The organism is Streptomyces sp. NPDC000151 (genome assembly GCF_040301705.1).
Taxonomy (GTDB): Bacteria; Actinomycetota; Actinomycetes; order Streptomycetales; family Streptomycetaceae; genus Streptomyces.
In genome coordinates this window covers 1-18134 of the sequence record NZ_JBEPFC010000097.1, presented here as the reverse complement: position 1 = coordinate 18134, position 18134 = coordinate 1, and the positions used below count along the sequence as shown (strand labels likewise).

Below are 18134 nucleotides of genomic sequence, written 5' to 3'. Positions count from 1 at the left end.
GGGGTGTGCGCCGGGTGAAGCGCGCGCGAAGCTCAGACGTCGCGGCGGCGCGGTAGTGCTCAGACCTTAGGGAGCGGGGAAGGGGCCGGTCAGGGGTCCTTCGTCAGCGGTGGTACGGCACTTTCGTCAGCGTCCGAGGGGTTACGCAGGCGGTAGCGTGGGCCCGCTCTGTGCACGTACGGAAACGGGGGAGACGATGATCCGAGTGCTGCTGGCGGACGACGAGGCGATGATCCGGGCCGGGATCCGGGCCATCCTCGGTACGGCCGAGGACATCGAGGTCGTCGCCGAGGCGTCCGACGGGCACGAGGCCGTGGCGCTCACCCTCAAGCACCGCCCGGACCTGTGTCTGCTCGACATCCGGATGCCGCGCCTGGACGGCCTGCAGGCCGCCGCCGAACTGCGCCGGGTCGCGCCCGGGAGCGCGGTGGTGATGCTCACGACGTTCTCCGAGGACGAGTACATCGCGAGCGCGCTCGGCTCCGGCGCCGCCGGGTTCCTGCTGAAGTCCGGCGATCCGCGCGAGCTGATCGCCGGCGTGCAGGCGGTCGCCGAGGGCGGCGCCTACCTCTCCCCCGCCATCGCCAGCCGGGTGATCAACCGGCTGGACTCCGGGCAGCTCGGCAAGCAGGCCGGCGCCCGGGCGCGCATCGAGGGCCTGACCGGCCGCGAACGGGATGTGCTCGCCCTGGTCGGCGCCGGTCTGTCCAACGCCGAGATCGCCCGCCGGCTGCACGTGGTCGAGGGGACCGTGAAGGCGTACGTCAGCCAGATCCTCGCCCACCTGGACGTCAGGAACCGGGTGCAGGCGGCAATCCTCGCGTACGAGGCCGGGGTCGTCCAAGAGGACTGATATCCCGCGTTTTTGATGACTTTCGTCAGGGGCGCGGGAGGCGGGGCATCGGCGATCCTGGACGGCATGAGCAGCATGACCGGTTGGCTCCCGCGCCCCTACGACCTGGTGCTGTGGTCCGCAGTGACCGCACCGCCGGCCGTGGCCCTCTTCGAGTTCCCGCCCGGGCGGCCGCTGTTCGTCGCGTTCGCGTCCGTACCGCTGCTCGCCGTGGCCGTACTGCTCTGCCGCCGCCGGCCGTTGGCAGCGCTCGGGGTACCGGTCGCGCTGGGTCTCGCGCAGAGCGTGGAGCTGCTGAGTCCGCTGTACTGGCCGGCGCTCGCGACCTTCGCCTACCTGGCCGGGCGCCGCATGGCGGAGATCCGCCCGGCCCTGTGGTTCTTCGCGGCGGTCGCGGTGGCCGGGCTGCCGCTCTGCGCGATCATCGGCCACGATCTGTGGGGCTGGCCCCAGATGCTGCTGGTGCTGCTGCCGTGTGCGGTGCTGCCCTGGCTGCTGGGCCGCCTCCGGCGCCAGTACGCCGAGCTGGTCGGCAGCGGCTGGCGGCTGGCCGACCGGATGGAGCGCGAGCAGCAGGCCGTCGCCGACCGCGCGCGAATACGCGAACGGGCCCGGATCGCGGGCGACATGCACGACTCGCTCGGGCACGAGCTGACGCTGCTCGCGGTGCGCGCGGGCGCCCTGGAGGTCGACCCGTCGCTGGACGCCCGCCACCAGGCGGCCGTCGGCGAGCTCCGGGCAGCGGCGGGCGCCGCCACCGAACGGCTGCGGGAGATCATCGGCGTACTGCGCGCGGACGACGAACAGGCGCCGGTGGTCCCGTCGGAGGAGACCGTGGAAGCGCTGGTCGAACGGGCACGGAAGTCCGGCGTCGACATCCACCTGGCGCGCACGGAGGCAGCGGACGGCGTGGCCCGCACGGGGGAAGTGGCTGGCGTGGCCCGCGCGGACGCAGCGGACCGCGTGGCCCGCACAGGTGCAGTGGACGGGCTGTCGCCGATGGTCGGCCTCGCCGTGCACCGCGTGGTCCAGGAGTCCCTGACGAACGCGGCGAAGCACGCGCCGGGCGGCGCGGTGCGGGTACGAATCGACCGCGCGGACGGCACGTTGTCCGTCGCGGTGGTCAATGAGCCCGCCGCCGCGGATGCGCCGCCGCCCGGCGTGGCCTCGGGCGGCGCCGGGCTGGTGGGCCTGGACGAACGGGTCCGGCTGGCGGGCGGCACGCTCCGGACGGGGCCGACCCCGGAGGGCGGCTTCGAGGTCGCGGCCGAACTGCCGACGGGTGCGGGCGCGGGGACGGTCGCGGACGCGCGCGCCGCCGGACCCGACTCCGGACCCGACCCCAACCCCGCCGCCGGCCCCGGCTCCGGAGCACCCCGCAGTACGTCCGCCCGCGAGCTGGAGCGGGCCCGCCTTCAGGTGCGGCGGCGGCTGACGCAGACCGTCGTGGCGCCACTGGCGGCCCTCGCCGGCATCCTGCTCCTGATGATCCCGGTCAGCCTGGTCAGCTCGTCCTTCTCGGTGCTGGACCGCGCCGCGTACGACCGGCTGCGGGTGGGCCAGGACGAGCGGGCCGTGGAGGACCGGCTGCCGGCCTTCACGAGCGACGGGCCGCCGGACGACGCACCGCCCGCGCCGCGCGGCCGGCGCTGCGCGTACTACAACACGGGCGTGTTCGCCTCCGACGCCTACCGGCTCTGCTACGAGAGCGGGCGGCTGGCCGACAAGTCCGTGGTGGGCGGGAAGGAGTGAACGGGGAACTTCCGACGGTTCAAGAGGGCCGGGACTGTCCGAGCCATCTTTGCCTGCGTGTTCGTACGTCGGGCACGACGGACGCGGCGGACCTCGTGGCATGTCCCCTTGGCATTCCGGCTGGCCCGGTACGGGGCGGGCCCGCCCGGAGGGACCGTAGCGGGAGGCCCGGCTCCGGGCGCCGGATGGCTCGGACGGCACGGTACGTGTCCGAGTCATAGTCATGGCGCGCGGCCGGTGCGGGACCCTGTGAGAGTGCTGTTACCGAGTGGATGCGCACGGTGCGCGGCATTGCCCGAGGAGGCGTCAGGGCCGACCGCGTGTTCGTCACCCCCTGCCTGCCGGACGACCGTCCTCCTCCCTCTTCACGGCCGTAAGGATGATCATGGGTCGCGAGCAGTTCCTGGCCGACGTCTTCGTGGACTTGGCCGACGCCTCCTACGGGCAGGCGTTCGACACGACCGGCTACTTGCAGCGGTTCGCCACCCGGTGCGTGCAGCTGCTGGACGTCTCCGCCGCCGCGGTGCTGTGGGCGCCGCCCGGCGAGGGGCTGCAGCCGGTCGCCGCGAGCGAGCCGGACCCGGCCTTCACCGACCTGCTGACCATCGCGGCGCTGGAGGGACCCGCGCGGGAGACCTACCGCACGACCTCCCCGGTCGTCTCGGTGGACCTGCTCTCCACCGCCCCGCGCTGGCCCGCCTTCACCGAGCAGGCCCTCGCCGCCGGGTACCGCTTCGCCAGCGCGGTCCCGCTGACCCACCGGCGGCAGGCCGACGGCTGTCTGCTGTTGCTGCGTACGGGCTCCGCTCCGGTGCCCGAGCCGGACGTGCGGCTGGGCCAGGCGCTGGCCCACGTCGTGGCCGTCAGCCTGTGCCACCAGGAAGCCCTGATCACCTACCGCAGGGTCAACGACCAGTTGCGCACCGCGCTGCAGAGCCGTATCGCCATCGAACAGGCCAAGGGCTTCCTGGCGCACCGCATGGGGGTCAGCGTCGACGAGGCGTTCGAGGTGATGCGCGGCCACGCCCGCCGCCGCGGCAGGCGCCTGCGGGAGGTGGCGAGGGAGGTCGTCGAACATGCGCTGATCCCCGACGCCTGACGCCCGACGCCTGACGCCCGACCGGTTCCCGGGGGCTCCCTGGCCGGGACGGATTCCCCTCTCCCACGTACGGCCCAATGGCACGGCTGCTTTCGGCCGGTGCCGTATACCAGCCGTGTACCCATGGGAGCGGAAAGGGAGTGGCGTCGTGACGACGCAGACGGAGCGCCCGGATCAGCCGATGGTCCGAGAAACCCCCCGTCGCACGAGAGGCGCCGTGGTGGTGACGTGGCTGACCACCACGGACCACAAGAAGATCGGCTCTCTCTACATGGTGACGGCCTTCATCTTCTTTCTGTTCGGGGGGCTGCTGGCGCTTTCCATGCGTGCCGAACTGGCGCGCCCGGGCCTGCAGATCCTCTCCAACGAGCAGTTCAACCAGGCGTTCACCATGCACGGCACCATCATGATGCTGATGTTCGCCACCCCGCTCTTCGCCGGTTTCACCAATGCCATCATGCCCTTGCAGATCGGCTCGCCGGACGTGGCGTTCCCCCGCCTGAACATGCTGTCCTACTGGCTTTTCCTCTTCGGTTCGCTGATCGCGGTGGCGTCGTTCGTGACGCCGGGCGGCACGGCCGATTTTGGATGGTTCGCCTATACGCCACTGTCCGACGCCACCCGGACACCGGGGGTCGGCGGGGACATGTGGGTGATGGGCCTGGCGCTCTCCGGATTCGGCACGATTCTCGGCGCCGTCAATTTCATCACCACGATCATCTGCATGCGGATGCCCGGCATGACGATGTTCCGGATGCCGATCTTCACCTGGAACGTGCTGCTGACCAGCGTGCTCGTCCTGATGGCCTTCCCCGTCCTGGCCGCGACCCTGCTGGCGCTCGCGGCGGACCGGAAATTCGGGGCCCATATCTACGATCCCGGCAACGGCGGCGCGCTGCTGTACCAGCATCTGTTCTGGTTCTTCGGGCATCCCGAGGTCTACATCATCGCCCTGCCGTTCTTCGGTGTGGTCACCGAAATCATCCCGGTGTTCGCCCGTAAACCCATCTTCGGTTACATCGGACTGGTCGCGGCGACCATCTCGATCACCGGTCTTTCGGTCACCGTGTGGGCGCACCACATGTTCGTCACCGGCGGCGTGCTGCTGCCGTTCTTCTCGTTCATGTCCTTCCTGATCGCGGTGCCCACCGGGGTGAAGTTCTTCAACTGGATCGGCACGATGTGGCGCGGCTCCCTGTCGTTCGAGACGCCCATGCTGTGGGTCCTGGGCTTTCTCCTCACCTTCCTCTTCGGCGGACTGACCGGCGTCATCCTCGCCTCTCCCCCGATGGACTTCCACGTGAGCGACAGCTATTTCGTGGTCGCGCATTTCCATTACGTCGTGTTCGGCACGGTGGTCTTCGCCATGTTCGGCGGATTCCATTTCTGGTGGCCCAAGTTCACCGGCACCATGCTCGACGAACGGCTGGGGAAGATCCACTTCTGGACGCTCTTCGTGGGCTTTCACACCACGTTCCTCGTCCAGCACTGGCTGGGCGCCGAGGGGATGCCCCGCCGCTACGCCGACTACCTCTCGGCCGACGGCTTCACCGCCCTGAACACGGTCTCCTCCATCGGCGCCTTCCTCCTGGGCGTCTCGACTCTGCCGTTCCTGTACAACGTGTGGCGGACCGCCAGGTACGCGCCGAGGATCACGGTCGACGATCCCTGGGGCTACGGCCGGTCCCTGGAGTGGGCGACGTCCTGCCCGCCGCCGCGGCACAACTTCGAGACGCTGCCCCGGGTCCGCTCCGAGTCCCCCGCCTTCGACCTGCACCACCCCGGCGTCGCCATGCTGGACCAGGCCGAGGCCACCGGGCGCAGGGACATGCTGGACGAGGACCCGGACACCTCGCTGCGCGGCGGCACGGGGGAGAAATGAACCCGCAGTACGGCCCGGACGAGCGCGCGGCCGACGCCGGCCTCGGCCGGCTGGAGGGCTATCTGCTGTGCTGGACGGAGGCCGAGCGGGCCCGGACCGAGGCCGCGGCGTTCGCGGACCGGATGCCCTGGCTCACCACGGCGCAGCGCGAAGAGGTCATCCGCCAGTACACGGACGACCGGCTCGCCCTCACCCGCCGCTACCTGGAACGGATCCGGCACCGCTGCGCGGAGCTCCAGGAGGAGTACGCCACCCGGTACCGAGCGCTGCGCCACCGGGTGCTGTGCCTGGCGGTGACGGCCGCGCTGTCCGCCTGCGCCCTGGCCGGCTGCGTACTCGGCCTGCTGACCGCCGACGGCCGCTAGCCCGCCCGGCGGCACGGCTGACCGGTCATACGATCTTTTCGTGTCACCGGATCGGCATATTGTCGCTGGTTCGGGTGCACCTTGACGGGTGAATATTACGCGGGAGGGCGCAGGGGCAGCATTCCGGCGATGCTCGTTCCCCGCGAAAGGAAAGTCATATGCGCCGAGTCGGCTCCGTTTTCACCCTGGTAGCCGTCGCGCTCATCGCGAGCGTTTCCGCGGTCGTGCCTGCCGCTGCCGCCCCGAGTGACGGCGAAGTCACTGTTTTTGAAACCGAGTTGCAGCCGCTCACCACGTACGAGAATCCGGTGGGCTGTCAAAAGCTGCCGCCCGCCGCTCATGTCCTCGTCAATCGCACCGACAAGCCCGTCCAGGTGTACGGCGATCCGTTCTGTCTCTCTCCGTCGCTGACCGTGCAGCCGGGATTCGGGGCGCACGTCCCGCCGAACAGCGGGAGTTTCTCCGCCTGACGCGGGTGCGAGGAAGAAGCCGTTGCGAACGAGGGGGGATTTTCCATGACCGTCGATCTCGCCGTGATCGGCCTGGGGCACGTGGGGCTGCCGCTCGCGCGGGCCGCGTGTGCCGCGGGTCTGAGCACCGTCGGGTACGACGTCTCCGCCGCGGTGGTGAGCGGGCTCAACGAGGGGCGCTCGCACGTCGGCGGGGTGGCGGACGCGGACGTCGCCGAGATGGTGGCCGCCGGGTTCCGCGCGACGGACGACGCGTCCGTGACCGGCCGGGCCGACACGGTCGTGATCTGTGTCCCCACGGGACTGGGCGCGGGCGGCGCGCCGGACCTCGGCGCGGTGCGGACCGCGTCCCAGGCCGTGGCCCGTGGCCTGCGCCCCGGCATGCTCGTCGTCCTGGAGTCCACGAGCTACCCGGGCACCACGGAGGACGTCGTCCGGCCGATCCTGGAGGAGGGCAGCGGACTGCGGGCCGGTACGGACTTCCATCTCGCGTACTCGCCCGAGCGCATCGACCCCGGCAACCGGCGGTTCGGGATCGGCAACACCCCGAAGGTGGTGAGCGGTTGCACCCCCCTGTGCGCCAAGCACGCCGTCGCCTTCTACGGCCGGTTCGTGGAGACGCTGGTGGTATCGCGCGGCACGCGGGAGGCCGAGATGGCCAAGCTGCTGGAGAACACCTACCGGTACGTCAACATCGCGCTCGTCGACGAGGTGGCGCTGTACTGCGACCGCGCCGGCATCGACGTGTGGGACGTGCTGTACTGCGCCGCGACGAAGCCCTTCGGGTTCGCGCCGTTCCGGCCCGGGGCCGGGGTGGGCGGCCACTGCATCCCGGTCGATCCCCGCTATCTCGCGGCGAAGGCCGACGCCGAGGGCTTCTCCTTCCGGATGCTGTCCGCGGCCCACGAGGTGGTGTCGCGCATGCCGGAGCACGTCGCCGGCCGGGCCGTCGGGCTCCTCGGCGACATGGGGAAGGCGCCCGCGGAGGCGGCGGTCGTCCTGCTCGGCGTGGCGTACAAGCCCGATGTGGCCGACGCCAGGGAATCGCCGGCGGCTCCCGTGGCGAGCGGCCTGCGCGCCCGGGGCATCACGGTCCGCTATCACGACCCGTATGTACCGGAATTCGCCGCGGACGGTGAATTCCTGGAGCGCGTGGAGTCCTTGCCGGACGCCCTGGCCGGTGCCGACCTGGCAATTCTCCTGCAGGACCACACCTGTTACGACATGACGACGCTGACCCGCGCGGACTGTGCCCTGCTGGACACCCGCGGAAGGGCCTCCGGAGCCCGGGTCACGCTCCTCTGAATTCCAGACTTGCGGGCCTTCGGAGAAGGAAGGCCACGCGAGGCGGCGCCGACGTTCTGTCCAGCGCCGCTGAAATCCCGCACATCCCGCACATCGAGGAAAGGACACACCCATGGCTACTCCCGTCGCGAACGAGCGCCTGCGGAAGCGTTTCGAGAAGTGGGACTCGGACGGCAACGGAATCCTGGAATGGCAGGATTTCGAGCAGGAGGCCGGGAAGATCGCGCAGAACTTCGGCAAGGCCACCGACTCCCAGGAGGCGCGGTCGCTGCGGGAAGCGTTCCGCAGCCTCTTCGATCACCTCACGCAGGCGGCCGGGGCACCGTCGAACGGCCCGCTCACCCAGGACCAGTTCCTGCGCGTCACCGAGAACCTCATCTTCGAAGGAGGCGAGGCCGACTTCAACCGCGCGCTCGGCCCGGTGGTGAAGGGCATCATCGGTCTCTGCGACAAGAACGCCGACGGCCAGATCAACGCGAGCGAGTTCGAGGCGTGGCTCGGCGGGATCGGCGTGGACCGCTCGGCCGCCCAGGAGGCGTTCCGCAAGGTGGACACCAACGACGACGGCGAGCTGTCGCTCGACGAACTGCTCGCGGCGGTACGCAAGTACCACTTCGGCCAGCTGGACGTCGAGCTGCTCGGCTGATCCCGTCACCGACGCGAAAGGCGCGGCCGGTGGTCCCCGCGGGGCCACCGGCCGCGCCGTGTCCGTGAGCGGCGGTCAGTGGGCCGGTGACCTCATCTGCGTGAAGGCGACCGGGAGTTCGGGGCACAGCTCCAGGTCGCCGCCGGTGACGAGCCGGCCGGTGCGGATCAGGATGTTGTAGTGGTTGGGGAAGTGGCAGGCGTCGAAGCCGACGACGGTGCCGATGCAGAGGCCGTCGATCCAGACGTCGTCCCCGCGGTCGATCACCCCCGCGCAGGCCAGCTCCACGAAGCCGAGGAAGCCGACCCGGTCGATGCGGGAGCCCGGGCGGGTCTCCCGCTGGTCGGTGGTGACCAGTTCGTGGACCTCGCCGCGTTGCACGCAGCGGCTCGCGTGCGGTTCGAGCGTCATGCCGCGGTCCGTCCGGCGGTGCAGCAGGATCTTCACGAGGTCGCCGCGCACGGAGCGCTTGGGACCGTCCTCGTGCGACGTGCTGCCCCCGTGCGAAGCGCCGGCCTCGTGGCACATGCGTCCGGTCACTGGTCTCCCCTGTCTGTCATCACGTCTGTCGTCACGACGTGTTCCGTGCGGTAGCTCGCCGCCACCAGCTCCAGCGCGGCGAGGCCGTCGTCCGTGCCGTCGTCCCCCGGTGGCCGGGCCGCGGCGAAGTCGTCGAGGATGCCGGCGTACTCGTGCCACAGCGACGCCTTGAAGCCCGGGTGCCGGGCCAGCATGTCCGCGTACCGCACGGTGCCGTCCGTCAGCCGCACCTCGATGTCCTTGGCCTCGCCGGGGTAGGACCAGTCCAGTTCGACCGTGGCCGTGCGCCCGTCCGCGGCGCGCAGGCCGATCACCGCCTGCCGGTCGGTGCCCCGCGCGTCGCGCGTGATCGCCGCCTCGCTGACCTGCACCTCCCCGAGGAACTGCCGTACGAGGTCGAAGGCGTTGGGGCCGTTGTCGGCCACGCAGCCGCCGCCGCACCGCTCGGGATCGAGGTACCAGGTGTCGCCGCCGATGTGCTCCTCGATGCGTTCGAGGTAGCGGACCGTGAGCGAGGCGATGGGGGCCCGGGCGGCCGCCACGTCGCGCCGGAGCCGGCGGACCTCGTCGTTGTAACGGCGGTGGAAGGCCGTGAAGAGCGGGGTCGCGTGCGCGCGGGCCAGCGCGGTCAGCTCCCGCCCCTCCCCCGCGTGCAGGGCGAGCGGCTTCTCGACGCAGACCGGGAGGCCGGCGCGCAGGGCGTCCCGGCAGATCCCGGCGTGCGCGTGGTTCGGTACGGCGACGACCACGGCGTCCAGGCCGGGCTCCGCCAGAAGCGCCTCGTGGCCGGCGTGGCAGGGGACGTGACCGCGGTGCGGGGCGAGCGCCGCCTCGCGCGGGTCGCACACGGCCGCCAGGGTCCAGCCGGGCAGTCGGTCGATCGCGGCGAGGTAGTACCGGGAGATGGCGCCGAGCCCGATGACGCCGATGCGGCGGGGCCTCATCGCGCCGCTCCCGTCGCCCGGGAGAGCACCCCGAGGGCGGTGAGCTCTTCGTGGAGGTGGGCCGGGAGGGGGATGCCGTCACGGCGCCGCGTCTCCGCCCGCTCCGCCTCCCACCAGCCCGGATAGCGCACGGGGCGGCTCTCGTGCACGGGCGGGCAGGCCAGCAGCGTGCCGAACAGGGCCCGTGCGGCGCCGGGGAAGTCCCCGTCGGGCCGCAGTTTCTCCGGTGCGACGGCGAGGGCGAAGAAGCCGATGTCGTCGTCGCGGCCGTGCGGCCGGCCGTCGCCCTCCAGCGCCTCCGGGGCCGGCCCGACGGCCGCGCCCGGCAGCAGGGCTGCGAGCAGCTCGACGACGAGGCCGAGGCCGAAGCCCTTGTACGCGCCGGTGGCCGGGTCGCCGCCGAGCCAGCGCAGATGGGCCTCGCCGCGGTCGAAGGCGCCGGGGTCGGTCTGCGGGTTGCCCGCCGGGTCCGCCAGCCAGCCTTCCGGTACGGGCTCGCCGCGGCGCGCTGCCGTGCGGATCCGTCCCGTGGGGACGACCGTGGTGCTCATGTCGAGGACGAAGGGGCGGCCGTCCAGCGCGGGCGCGGCGACGCTGAGCGGGTTCGTGCCGAGCATGGCGAGCGTGCCGTCCGGCGGGCGGGCGATGCGCTGGCCGCCGCAGTTGCTCGCGAGCATGCCGATCATGCCCTGTTCGGCGGCGCGTGCGGTGTGGAATCCGGCGCAGCCGAAGTGGGTCGCGCGGCGGGCCGAGACCAGGCCGATGCCGTACAGCCGGGCTCGCTCGACGGCGAGGTCCATCGCCTCGGCCGCTGCCCACAGACCGAGTGCGCGGCGCGAGTCGAGGACCACGCAGGCGCCGAGGTCGGTGACGGTCCGGGGCTCGGCGGCGGGGTCGGCCCTCCCGCTCTCCAGGAGCGGGAGGTAGAGGCGCCCGAGGTTGAAGACGCCGTGCGAATCGAGCCCGGTGAGGTCTCCGTAGCACAGGGCGGTGGCGGCGGTACGGGCGCGCCGGTGCGGGACGCCGTAGGAGGCGAAGAGGGTGGTGACGGCCGTGCGCAGGGCGTCGTACTCGACCAGTACCGGCGGCTGCGGTGCCTGGTCCTTGGCTGGGTGGGTCATACGGAACTCCCTTGCCGGTCCGCTGGTCGGTCTGCTCGCCGGGCCGTGCGCCGGGCGAAGGTCGTGAGCACCGCGGCCACCGCCGAGGCGAAGGCCTCCAGGTCGGCGAGGTCCGCGAACTCCCCTTCGGCGTGTGCGTGGTTGCCGTCGAGGGTGCCGGGGCCGAGGACCGCGGTGAAGGTGCCGGGGCGGCCGGCCATCCAGAGGGCGTCGCAGGTGAACGCCGGTTCGTCGGCGGGGTATCGGGGCACGCCCGCGTCCGCGAGGACGGCCTCAGCCCACGGGTCGGCGTCGGCCAGGCACGGCAGGCCGCGTTTGTCCCACCGGAGGCGGGTGATGCGGGCCGCGTCGGCGGCCGTGCGCGCGAACTCTCGGGCAGCTCCGAAGCGTTCGGCGAAGGCCCGGAGTCCTGCGTCGAACGCCTCGGTCACCGCCCGTTCCAGTACGGCGCCGTCGGAGGTGCGCGCGTACGAGAGGTTGAGGAGCAGGTGGCCGCGGCCGTAGACGCGGTTGTGCAGGTCGCCGGTGTGCAGTCCGGCGACACAGACCCGGCCGTCCGGCAGCGCCCCGTCCAGGGCGGCGGCCAGGTGCTGGGCGAGGAAGCCGAGGAGGACCGTGGCATTGTGACCGGTGTCCGGGCGGTCGTCGATCGCGCCCTCGCCGTCGACGGTGATCCGCGCGGTCATCGAGGCGGTGGCCCGGGGGAGGTAGCGCAGCCCGGTCGGCTCGCAGAAGAGGTTGAGGCGTCCGTAGTACCCGGCTTCGATCAGCGGCCGGGTGCCGTACGTGCCCATCGCGCCGCCCTCCTCGCCGGCGACCGCCTGGATCAGGACGGCGGTGTCGCGGCCGAGGGACGGTTCCGCCGCGGCCGCCGCCCGGACGGCCGCCAGCAGGGCCACCGCCGGGCCCTTGGCGTCCGCCGCGCCGCGTCCGGTGAAGCGCCGCCCGTCGAAGGTGACCGGCTGCTGCCCGGCGACCGTGTCGAGGTGGACGTTGCACATCACGGTCGCGGCGGGCGGCCGCGCGGGACCCAGCCGCAGGACGAGGCTGGGCTGCAGCGCGAGGAAGTCCGGGTCGGCCGCGGCCCGTCGTACGGCCGCGGGCACGTCCGGGCGGGCGGCGCAGGCGGCGGGTGGCGCCGCGTGGTGCACGACCCGCATGCCGATCTCCTCGGCGGCGCGCGCGTAGTCGTGCTGTGCCTCCCACAGCCGCGCGGGTACGCCGCCGGGGCCGGTCTCCAGCGGGCCGGCCGTCGGCGTGCGCAGCAGCCGGTGGAGCAGGTCAAGGTCGGCGGGGCCGAGCAGGGGGCCGCCGGTCATGCGCGGGCCCCTTCCGACGTTCCGCCGGGGCCCGCGGCGGCGGCCGTCGTCGCGTGCGGCGCCACGCCCGCCAGTACCTCTTCGAGGCGCCGCCCCGCGCGGACGAAGAGCGCCGCCGCGTCGTCACGGGTGCGCAAGCCCTCGTGTGGCCGGACGGCGAGGTGCGGTTCGAGGGAGAAGGCGCCGGGGTAGCCGGACTCCAGGAGCAGCCGCAGACAGTCGGCGACGCGCGCCTGTCCGTCGCCGGGCAGCGTGTACGCCACCGTGCCGTCCGGGGCCCGTACGGCGTCCTTGACGTGGACGTGGGCGACGTGCGGCAGCACCTGCTCCAGGACGCCGAGCGCGTCGTAGCCGTACGGGACGCCGTTCCCCGTGTCGAACAGCAGGCGCAGCGCGGGGCTGTCGACCTCGCGCACCAGGCGCAGCATCCGGTCGGCGCGGTCGCCGGCCCAGCCCGCGCAGTTCTCGTGCAGCAGGGTGAGGCCGGTCGCTTCCGCGCGGGCGGCGAGGCGGGCGACGCGGTCGACGGCCCGCGCGGCCCATTCGGCCTCGGGGAGCCCGTCGTCGGGGTACGACATGATCCGTACGTACCGGCAGCCCAGGGCCGCGCACTGGTCGGCCAGCGTGTCCAGTTCGGCGAGGTCGTCGGCGAACGGGTGGGTGATGGGGCGGGACCAGTTGCCGATGCGGGAGGCGAGGCAGAGCACGTCGAGGCCGGCGTCGCGGAGCCGGGCCGCGACGGTGCGGAAGGTGCCGGCGTCGAGGTCGGCGAGCGGCACACCGTCGATGGTGCGCAGCTCCAGCGCGCTCCAGCCGAGCCGGCGGACGGCGTCGAGCTGCCCGTCCAGGCCGCGGGCCGCCTCGTCGCCGATGCCGGTCAATCGGTGCTGCGGGAAAGGGCGTTCACCGGACATGCGGTTCCTCCGTTGTCGGGGCGGCGGGGGTCTCCCCCGCGGTCGGGGGTTCGGCGGCGCGGCAGTGGTCCTTCGCCGCGCACAGCAGGCGGACCACGTCGTAGGGCAGGGTCGAGTCGTGCCGCCGGCCCGCCGCGAAGTCCTCGTACGTCTGCCGGACGAAGGCCGTGAGCGCGTCGTCGCGGAAGACGCGGGGGCGGTGCGGGTCGTCGGGGAGGACGAGCTGTGCGTGGTCGTCGTGCTCGCTCAGGGGATAGTGGCCGACCACCGTGGCCCGCTCGAACCGCAGGGTGACGCTGCGTTGTTGGACGGGCGAGGCGAGGTCGGAGGCGATCTCGGTCCGTACGCCGGAGTGGTGGCGGAGCGTGAGCCGGGCACCGCCCATCCGGCGGCGTACGCCGCCTTCGCACGCCAGGTCGCTCCAGTGCGCGTCGACGAGGTCGGCGGGCCCCGCCAGGTCGAGGACGACGCCGAGGGAGTGCGGTATCTCCACGTCGAAGGCGGTCGGGTGGCCGTCCTCGGTGAGGGACTTGAGGAAGCGCGGTTTGTGCTGCGCGAAGGCGATGTGGCGCAGCGCACCGTGCGGGCGTTCCTCGACCAGGCGGCGCAGCCGGTGGGTGAGGCCGGCGGCCAGCCAGTGGCTCATGACCACCAGGTCGAGGCCGTACCGGTGGCGCAGCCGGTCGATGGCGTCGAGAGCAGCGCGGTCGGCCGCGAGCGGCTTCTCGACGAGGAACCTGCGGAAGCCCAGCCGGGCGAGCTCGGCGAGGACGGGGGCCCGTGCCCGGGGCGGGGTGCAGACGTGGACGACGGTGGCCGGCGGGGCGACGAGCCGGGCGGCCTCGGCGAGCGAGCGGGTGACCGTCACGCCGGTGAGGCCGTGGCCGGCCTGCGGGCGCGGGTCGCAGGCGATCAACCGGCCGGTGACCGGCGGACCTTCGGGTAAGGCGGCCAGGCGCGCGAGAGCCTTCACATGAAGTCCGGCTCCGGACCGGCCCAGCCCGATCACGAGGGGCTGCAGCATCTTCCTCCAAAAAAGGTGCGCGGCGTGCGCGCCGTTCATCGGACAAGCGAATGCTGCGTGCCGCCAGAAGGGGAGTCAAGAAATATGAATAGGACTTACCGCAAAGTGTGAATATGCCAGGGGGTATGTGTCGATTGGTGCGAACGGGGGATCACTCACCCTGCGGGAAACCGCCGAATGTGTACCAGGGGGGTGTACTAGGGGGTGGTGAAGGTAGCGACCTTTCAAGGGCATTGTCATACAGTCCCATTCTTCTCCCAGGCCAAGACCTTCGCGCGACTGTGGCCATTGATCGAGGACCGTGTGAACGAGGTGTTCGACAACGGGAAATTCTCGCACGGCCGTCAGGTGGCGGAACTGGAAAGCGCGTTGGCCGCGTACACGGGAGCGCGCCATGTGATCGGGGTGAACAGCGGGACGGACGCGCTGGTGCTGCTGCTGCGCGCCTGCGGCATCCGGCCCGGCGATGGCGTCCTGGTGCCCGCGTACTCCTTCGCGGCCACCGCCACGTCGGTGGCGCTCGCCGGTGGCCGGCCGCAGTTCGTCGACATCGACCCCGTCACGTACGCCATGGACCCCGCCGCGCTGGCCGCCGCCGTCTCGCCGACGAGCCGCTTCGTGCTGCCCGCGCATCTCTTCCATCAGATGGCCGACATGGCGGGCCTGGCCGGTGTGGCGGCCCGGCACGGGCTGGTGCTGCTGGAGGACAGCGCGGAGGCGATCGGCATGCGGCAGCGCGGCGTGCACGCCGGGCTGCACGGCGCGGGCGGCGTGCTGTCGTTCTTTCCGAGCAAGACGCTCGGCGCGCTCGGCGACGCGGGCGCGGTGCTCACCGACGATCCCGGGACGGCGGAGCTGGTCTCCGGCCTGCGGCACCACGGCCGGCTCGGCCGCACCCTCGACGACTTCCCCACGATCTCGACGCGGTCCACGCTGCCCGGCGTGAACAGCAAGATGGACGACATCCAGGCGGCGGTACTGCTGGCCAAACTGACCCGGCTGGACGCCGACATCGCGCGCCGCGGCGAACTGGCCGCGGCCTACGGGGAACGGCTCAGGGAAATTCCCGGCGTCCTGCGACTGCCCGAAGTGGTCGACCGCGGCCCCGACTCCTCGCCCGTCTTCTACGTTTATCTGATCGAGGTCGAGCGCCGGGACGAACTGGTCGCCCATCTCGCCCGGCACGGCATCGGGACCGAGGTGTATTACCCGACCCCGCTGCATCTGCAGCCCTGCTTCGCGGAAATCGGCCATTCCCGGGGGGACTTCCCGAATGCGGAGGCGGCGAGCGAGCGCGCGGTGGCGCTGCCTTTCCATCCGGACCTTTCCGAGCGGCAGCTCGACCGCGTCTGCGAGGCGATCAGCGCGTTCTACCGCGGGAGGCCGGAATGACCACAGCGCCACGTATTCCGTTCTTCCCGCCGGACCTGTTCGAGGACGACCGCGCGGTACTGCTCGACCTCCTCCGCGACATCGGCCTCGCACCGGAACAGCGCTTCATCCTCGGGGAACACACCCGCAGGTTCGAGCAGTTGCTACAGGAATCGCTCGGCGCCGCCGACGTGGTCGCCTGCAGCAGCGGGACCTCGGCGCTGGACCTGGTGCTCGCCGCGCTCGGCGTGGGCCCGGGCGACGAGGTGGTGGTACCGGCCTTCGGCTGCGCCCCGCTCGCCTCCTCCGTCGTGCACCTGGGCGCCACGCCCGTATTCGCCGATGTCCGGCCGCACACGATGGTCGCCGACCCCGCCGAGGTGGAGAAGCGGATCACCGAGCGCACCAAGGCGCTCATGCCGGCCCACATCTTCTCCGTGATGGCCGACATGCCGCAGTTCGCCGACCTCGCGCGGCGCCACGGCGTCCGGCTCGTCGAGGACTCGGCGGTCGCGCAGGGCGCGGTGCTCGGTGGCAGGCCCGCCGGGCTGTGGGGCGAGGCCGGGGTGTTCTCGTTCGTGCAGGTGAAGTCCTTCGGGATGCCCGGCGAGGGCGGCGTGGTGGTGACCCGGGACGCGGCGCTCGGGGAGCGGGTGCGGATGCTGCGCAATCACGGGCAGGACGGCCGCCATCGGTTCCTGCATCACGTCATCGGGCGGAACAGCAGGTTCGACGAGATCCAGGCGGCGTTCCAGATCCACCGCTTCGGCGGGCTGGCGCGGCGGCTGGAGCGGCGCGCCGCCATCGCCGAGTACTACACCGAGCGGTTCGCGCCGCTGGCGGAGCGGGGCGTGGTCCCGCCGCCCGCGGGCCGCGACGGCCGCTGTTACTACGTCTACGCGGTCCTCGCGGAGCGGCGGCAGGAGCTGGAGCGGCGGCTGCGGGAGCGCGGGATCGAGTCCCACGCCTACTACCCGCTCCCGCTGCCGCTGCAGCCCGCGTTCGCCGTGTACGCGGCGCCCGGCGACCGGTGGCCACACGCCGAGGAGGCGAGCCGGCGCGCCCTGGCGCTGCCCGTGTATCCGCATCTGACCGATGCGCAGGTCGAGTACGTCGCCGACGCCGTGTGCGCGTTCGCGGGCCACTGAGCAACAAGCGACCGAGCAGCGAGCCGCTGAGCAGCAAGCGGCCGTGCAGCGGGCGACCGATCAGAAGGCGACCAACTCACAAGGAGGACAAGGCAGATGGCACACCACGACCTACCGGCCGGGCTGCCGCGGGCCGCCGCACGGCGGACGGAGCACCGGCTCCGCAGCTATGTCCGGCTGGGCAAGCTCGACGTCTACGACTACTACCTCAGCATCCTGGTGGTGCTGGCCGCCGTGCTGCTGCCCGCCGCCCGGTTCGACCGGCCCACCGGCACGATGCTCGTGGTGTTCCTGCTCGGCCAGGTGTGCGTGATCATGGCGATGGTCGCGCTGGACGACGTGACCGGCTTCCGCGACGGCAGCGACACCCAGAATTACGGCCCGGACAACCCGCTGCGCAACAAGCTGCGCAAGCCGCTGGTGGCCGGCACCCTGACGGAACGCGAGGCGCTGGGCTTCGCCTGGGTGACGGCGCTGGCCGGCGCGGTCCTGTGGGCCGCCGCCGTGACCGTCGCGCCGCACCGTCCGACGTGGGCGCTGGTGCTGATCGCGGCCCTGTTCGTGGTGTCCCTCCAGTACTCCTACGGCCTGAAGATCAGCTATCACGGCTTCCAGGAGGCGTTCCTCGTCGCGCTGGGCGTGGTGCTGGTTGTCGCGCCGTACGGCCTCGCCGCCGGCCATTTCTCCGGGTTCCTCCTCGTGCAGGGCGTGCTGTTCGGGTTCGGCCCGCTGATGTTCGGGGTGTACTCCAACACCAACGACGTCGAGGGCGACCGGGCCGTCGGGCGGCCGACCGTGGCGGCACTGGTGTCGGAGCGCGGCAACGCGGTGTTCATCGGCTGCCTGTCGGCCGCGGAGTTCCTGCTCGGCGCGGTCGCCTCGGCCACCGGCATCGCCCCGTGGTGGTTCGTGCTGCTGATGCTGCCCGCGACGGCACTGCGGACGAAGCAGTTCGTCACCGGCTTCGTGCGCGGTGACATCATGCGGGCCCGGAAGACCGGCTTCGCGGTGCACCGCCTGAGCGTGGCGCTGCTGGTGGCGGCGAACCTCCTCGTGGGGTCGGGCCTCCTCGTGGGTTCGGGGGCCGCCGCATGAGCCCGGACCTGGACGTGGCCGTGATCGGCGCGGGCATCGCCGGGCTGACCACCGCGCACGAGCTGCAGCGCGCCGGGCTGAGCGTCCGGGTGTACGAGAAGCAGCGGCACGTCGGCGGCCGGATGCGCAGCTTCCGGCACGACGGCTACACCGTCGACGAGGGCGCCGAGCAGCTGCCCCGGCACGGCTACCGCGCCACCTGGGAGCTGATCGAGCGGCTGGGCGTGCCGGACGGCGACGTGCCGCGGATCGGCGGCCGGCTGGGCATGTGGCGCGGCGCGCGTGC

The 18134-nt window shown here is 72.2% G+C and carries 18 protein-coding genes; 12 read left to right on the top strand and 6 right to left on the bottom strand.

What is annotated here, in order from left to right; translation table 11 throughout:
- The first annotated feature begins 196 nt into the window (after nucleotides 1-196).
- The 8 genes from ABT381_RS24080 to ABT381_RS24045 all read left to right on the top strand — a co-directional run bounded on the left by ABT381_RS24080 (nucleotide 197) and on the right by ABT381_RS24045 (nucleotide 8372).
- A complete protein-coding gene (locus tag ABT381_RS24080) occupies nucleotides 197-853 on the top strand; it encodes a response regulator (RefSeq protein WP_351598007.1) in 657 nt (218 codons plus the stop codon).
- 66 nt (nucleotides 854-919) lie between these two features.
- Nucleotides 920-2605 (top strand): sensor histidine kinase, encoded by a 1686-nt coding sequence (locus tag ABT381_RS24075; RefSeq protein ID WP_351598004.1) that lies wholly within the window; start codon nucleotides 920-922, stop codon nucleotides 2603-2605.
- A 385-nt stretch (nucleotides 2606-2990) separates the two neighbouring features.
- A complete protein-coding gene (locus tag ABT381_RS24070) occupies nucleotides 2991-3704 on the top strand; it encodes a GAF and ANTAR domain-containing protein (RefSeq protein ID WP_351598001.1) in 714 nt (237 codons plus the stop codon).
- Nucleotides 3705-3885: 181 nt separating this feature from the next.
- A complete protein-coding gene (gene ctaD, locus ABT381_RS24065; RefSeq protein ID WP_351598030.1) occupies nucleotides 3886-5586 on the top strand; it encodes an aa3-type cytochrome oxidase subunit I in 1701 nt (566 codons plus the stop codon).
- Nucleotides 5583-5951 carry a hypothetical protein gene (locus ABT381_RS24060; protein ID WP_351597999.1) on the top strand — a complete coding sequence of 123 codons (369 nt, stop codon included), beginning with the start codon at nucleotides 5583-5585 and terminating at the stop codon, nucleotides 5949-5951. Before ctaD ends, ABT381_RS24060 begins: the two co-directional genes overlap by 4 nt.
- Nucleotides 5952-6109: 158 nt before the next feature.
- Complete coding sequence (locus ABT381_RS24055; RefSeq protein ID WP_351597997.1) at nucleotides 6110-6421, top strand: hypothetical protein; 312 nt, start codon at nucleotides 6110-6112, stop codon at nucleotides 6419-6421.
- A 45-nt stretch (nucleotides 6422-6466) separates the two neighbouring features.
- Nucleotides 6467-7726, top strand: coding sequence for a nucleotide sugar dehydrogenase (locus ABT381_RS24050; RefSeq protein WP_351597995.1), 1260 nt, complete (start codon nucleotides 6467-6469; stop codon nucleotides 7724-7726).
- 112 nt (nucleotides 7727-7838) lie between these two features.
- On the top strand, nucleotides 7839-8372 hold the full coding sequence (locus ABT381_RS24045) for an EF-hand domain-containing protein (RefSeq protein ID WP_351597993.1): 534 nt from the start codon (nucleotides 7839-7841) through the stop codon (nucleotides 8370-8372).
- A gap of 75 nt (nucleotides 8373-8447) precedes the next feature.
- On the opposite strand, the gene ABT381_RS24040 is transcribed toward ABT381_RS24045, so the two are convergent.
- The 6 genes from ABT381_RS24040 to ABT381_RS24015 are packed head-to-tail and all read right to left on the bottom strand — an operon-like array spanning nucleotide 8448 to nucleotide 14234.
- A complete protein-coding gene (locus tag ABT381_RS24040; RefSeq protein WP_351597990.1) occupies nucleotides 8448-8912 on the bottom strand; it encodes a DUF6917 domain-containing protein in 465 nt (154 codons plus the stop codon).
- Entirely contained in the window at nucleotides 8909-9856 is a 948-nt protein-coding gene (locus tag ABT381_RS24035; RefSeq protein ID WP_351597987.1) for a Gfo/Idh/MocA family protein, read from the bottom strand. Before ABT381_RS24035 ends, ABT381_RS24040 begins: the two co-directional genes overlap by 4 nt.
- Complete coding sequence (locus ABT381_RS24030; protein WP_351597984.1) at nucleotides 9853-10977, bottom strand: Ldh family oxidoreductase; 1125 nt, start codon at nucleotides 10975-10977, stop codon at nucleotides 9853-9855. Before ABT381_RS24030 ends, ABT381_RS24035 begins: the two co-directional genes overlap by 4 nt.
- Entirely contained in the window at nucleotides 10974-12296 is a 1323-nt protein-coding gene (locus tag ABT381_RS24025) for a M20/M25/M40 family metallo-hydrolase (RefSeq protein ID WP_351597981.1), read from the bottom strand. The genes ABT381_RS24030 and ABT381_RS24025 overlap by 4 nt, the downstream gene beginning before the upstream one ends.
- Complete coding sequence (locus ABT381_RS24020) at nucleotides 12293-13210, bottom strand: sugar phosphate isomerase/epimerase family protein (RefSeq protein ID WP_351597978.1); 918 nt, start codon at nucleotides 13208-13210, stop codon at nucleotides 12293-12295. The genes ABT381_RS24025 and ABT381_RS24020 overlap by 4 nt, the downstream gene beginning before the upstream one ends.
- A complete protein-coding gene (locus ABT381_RS24015; protein ID WP_351597975.1) occupies nucleotides 13200-14234 on the bottom strand; it encodes a Gfo/Idh/MocA family oxidoreductase in 1035 nt (344 codons plus the stop codon). Before ABT381_RS24015 ends, ABT381_RS24020 begins: the two co-directional genes overlap by 11 nt.
- Nucleotides 14235-14522: 288 nt before the next feature.
- Between ABT381_RS24015 and ABT381_RS24010 the strand changes: the two genes are divergently transcribed.
- From ABT381_RS24010 to ABT381_RS23995, 4 genes are all read left to right on the top strand, one after another.
- Nucleotides 14523-15626: a DegT/DnrJ/EryC1/StrS family aminotransferase gene (locus ABT381_RS24010; protein ID WP_351597972.1), complete on the top strand. Its 1104-nt coding sequence runs from the start codon at nucleotides 14523-14525 to the stop codon at nucleotides 15624-15626.
- Nucleotides 15623-16753 (top strand): DegT/DnrJ/EryC1/StrS family aminotransferase, encoded by a 1131-nt coding sequence (locus tag ABT381_RS24005; protein ID WP_351597969.1) that lies wholly within the window; start codon nucleotides 15623-15625, stop codon nucleotides 16751-16753. The genes ABT381_RS24010 and ABT381_RS24005 overlap by 4 nt, the downstream gene beginning before the upstream one ends.
- Nucleotides 16754-16849: 96 nt before the next feature.
- Nucleotides 16850-17848, top strand: a complete 999-nt coding sequence (locus ABT381_RS24000) for a UbiA family prenyltransferase (protein ID WP_351597966.1) — start codon at nucleotides 16850-16852, stop codon at nucleotides 17846-17848.
- The coding region (locus ABT381_RS23995) for an FAD-dependent oxidoreductase (RefSeq protein WP_351597963.1) at nucleotides 17845-18134 on the top strand (290 nt) is incomplete at its 3' end. The genes ABT381_RS24000 and ABT381_RS23995, both read left to right, overlap by 4 nt.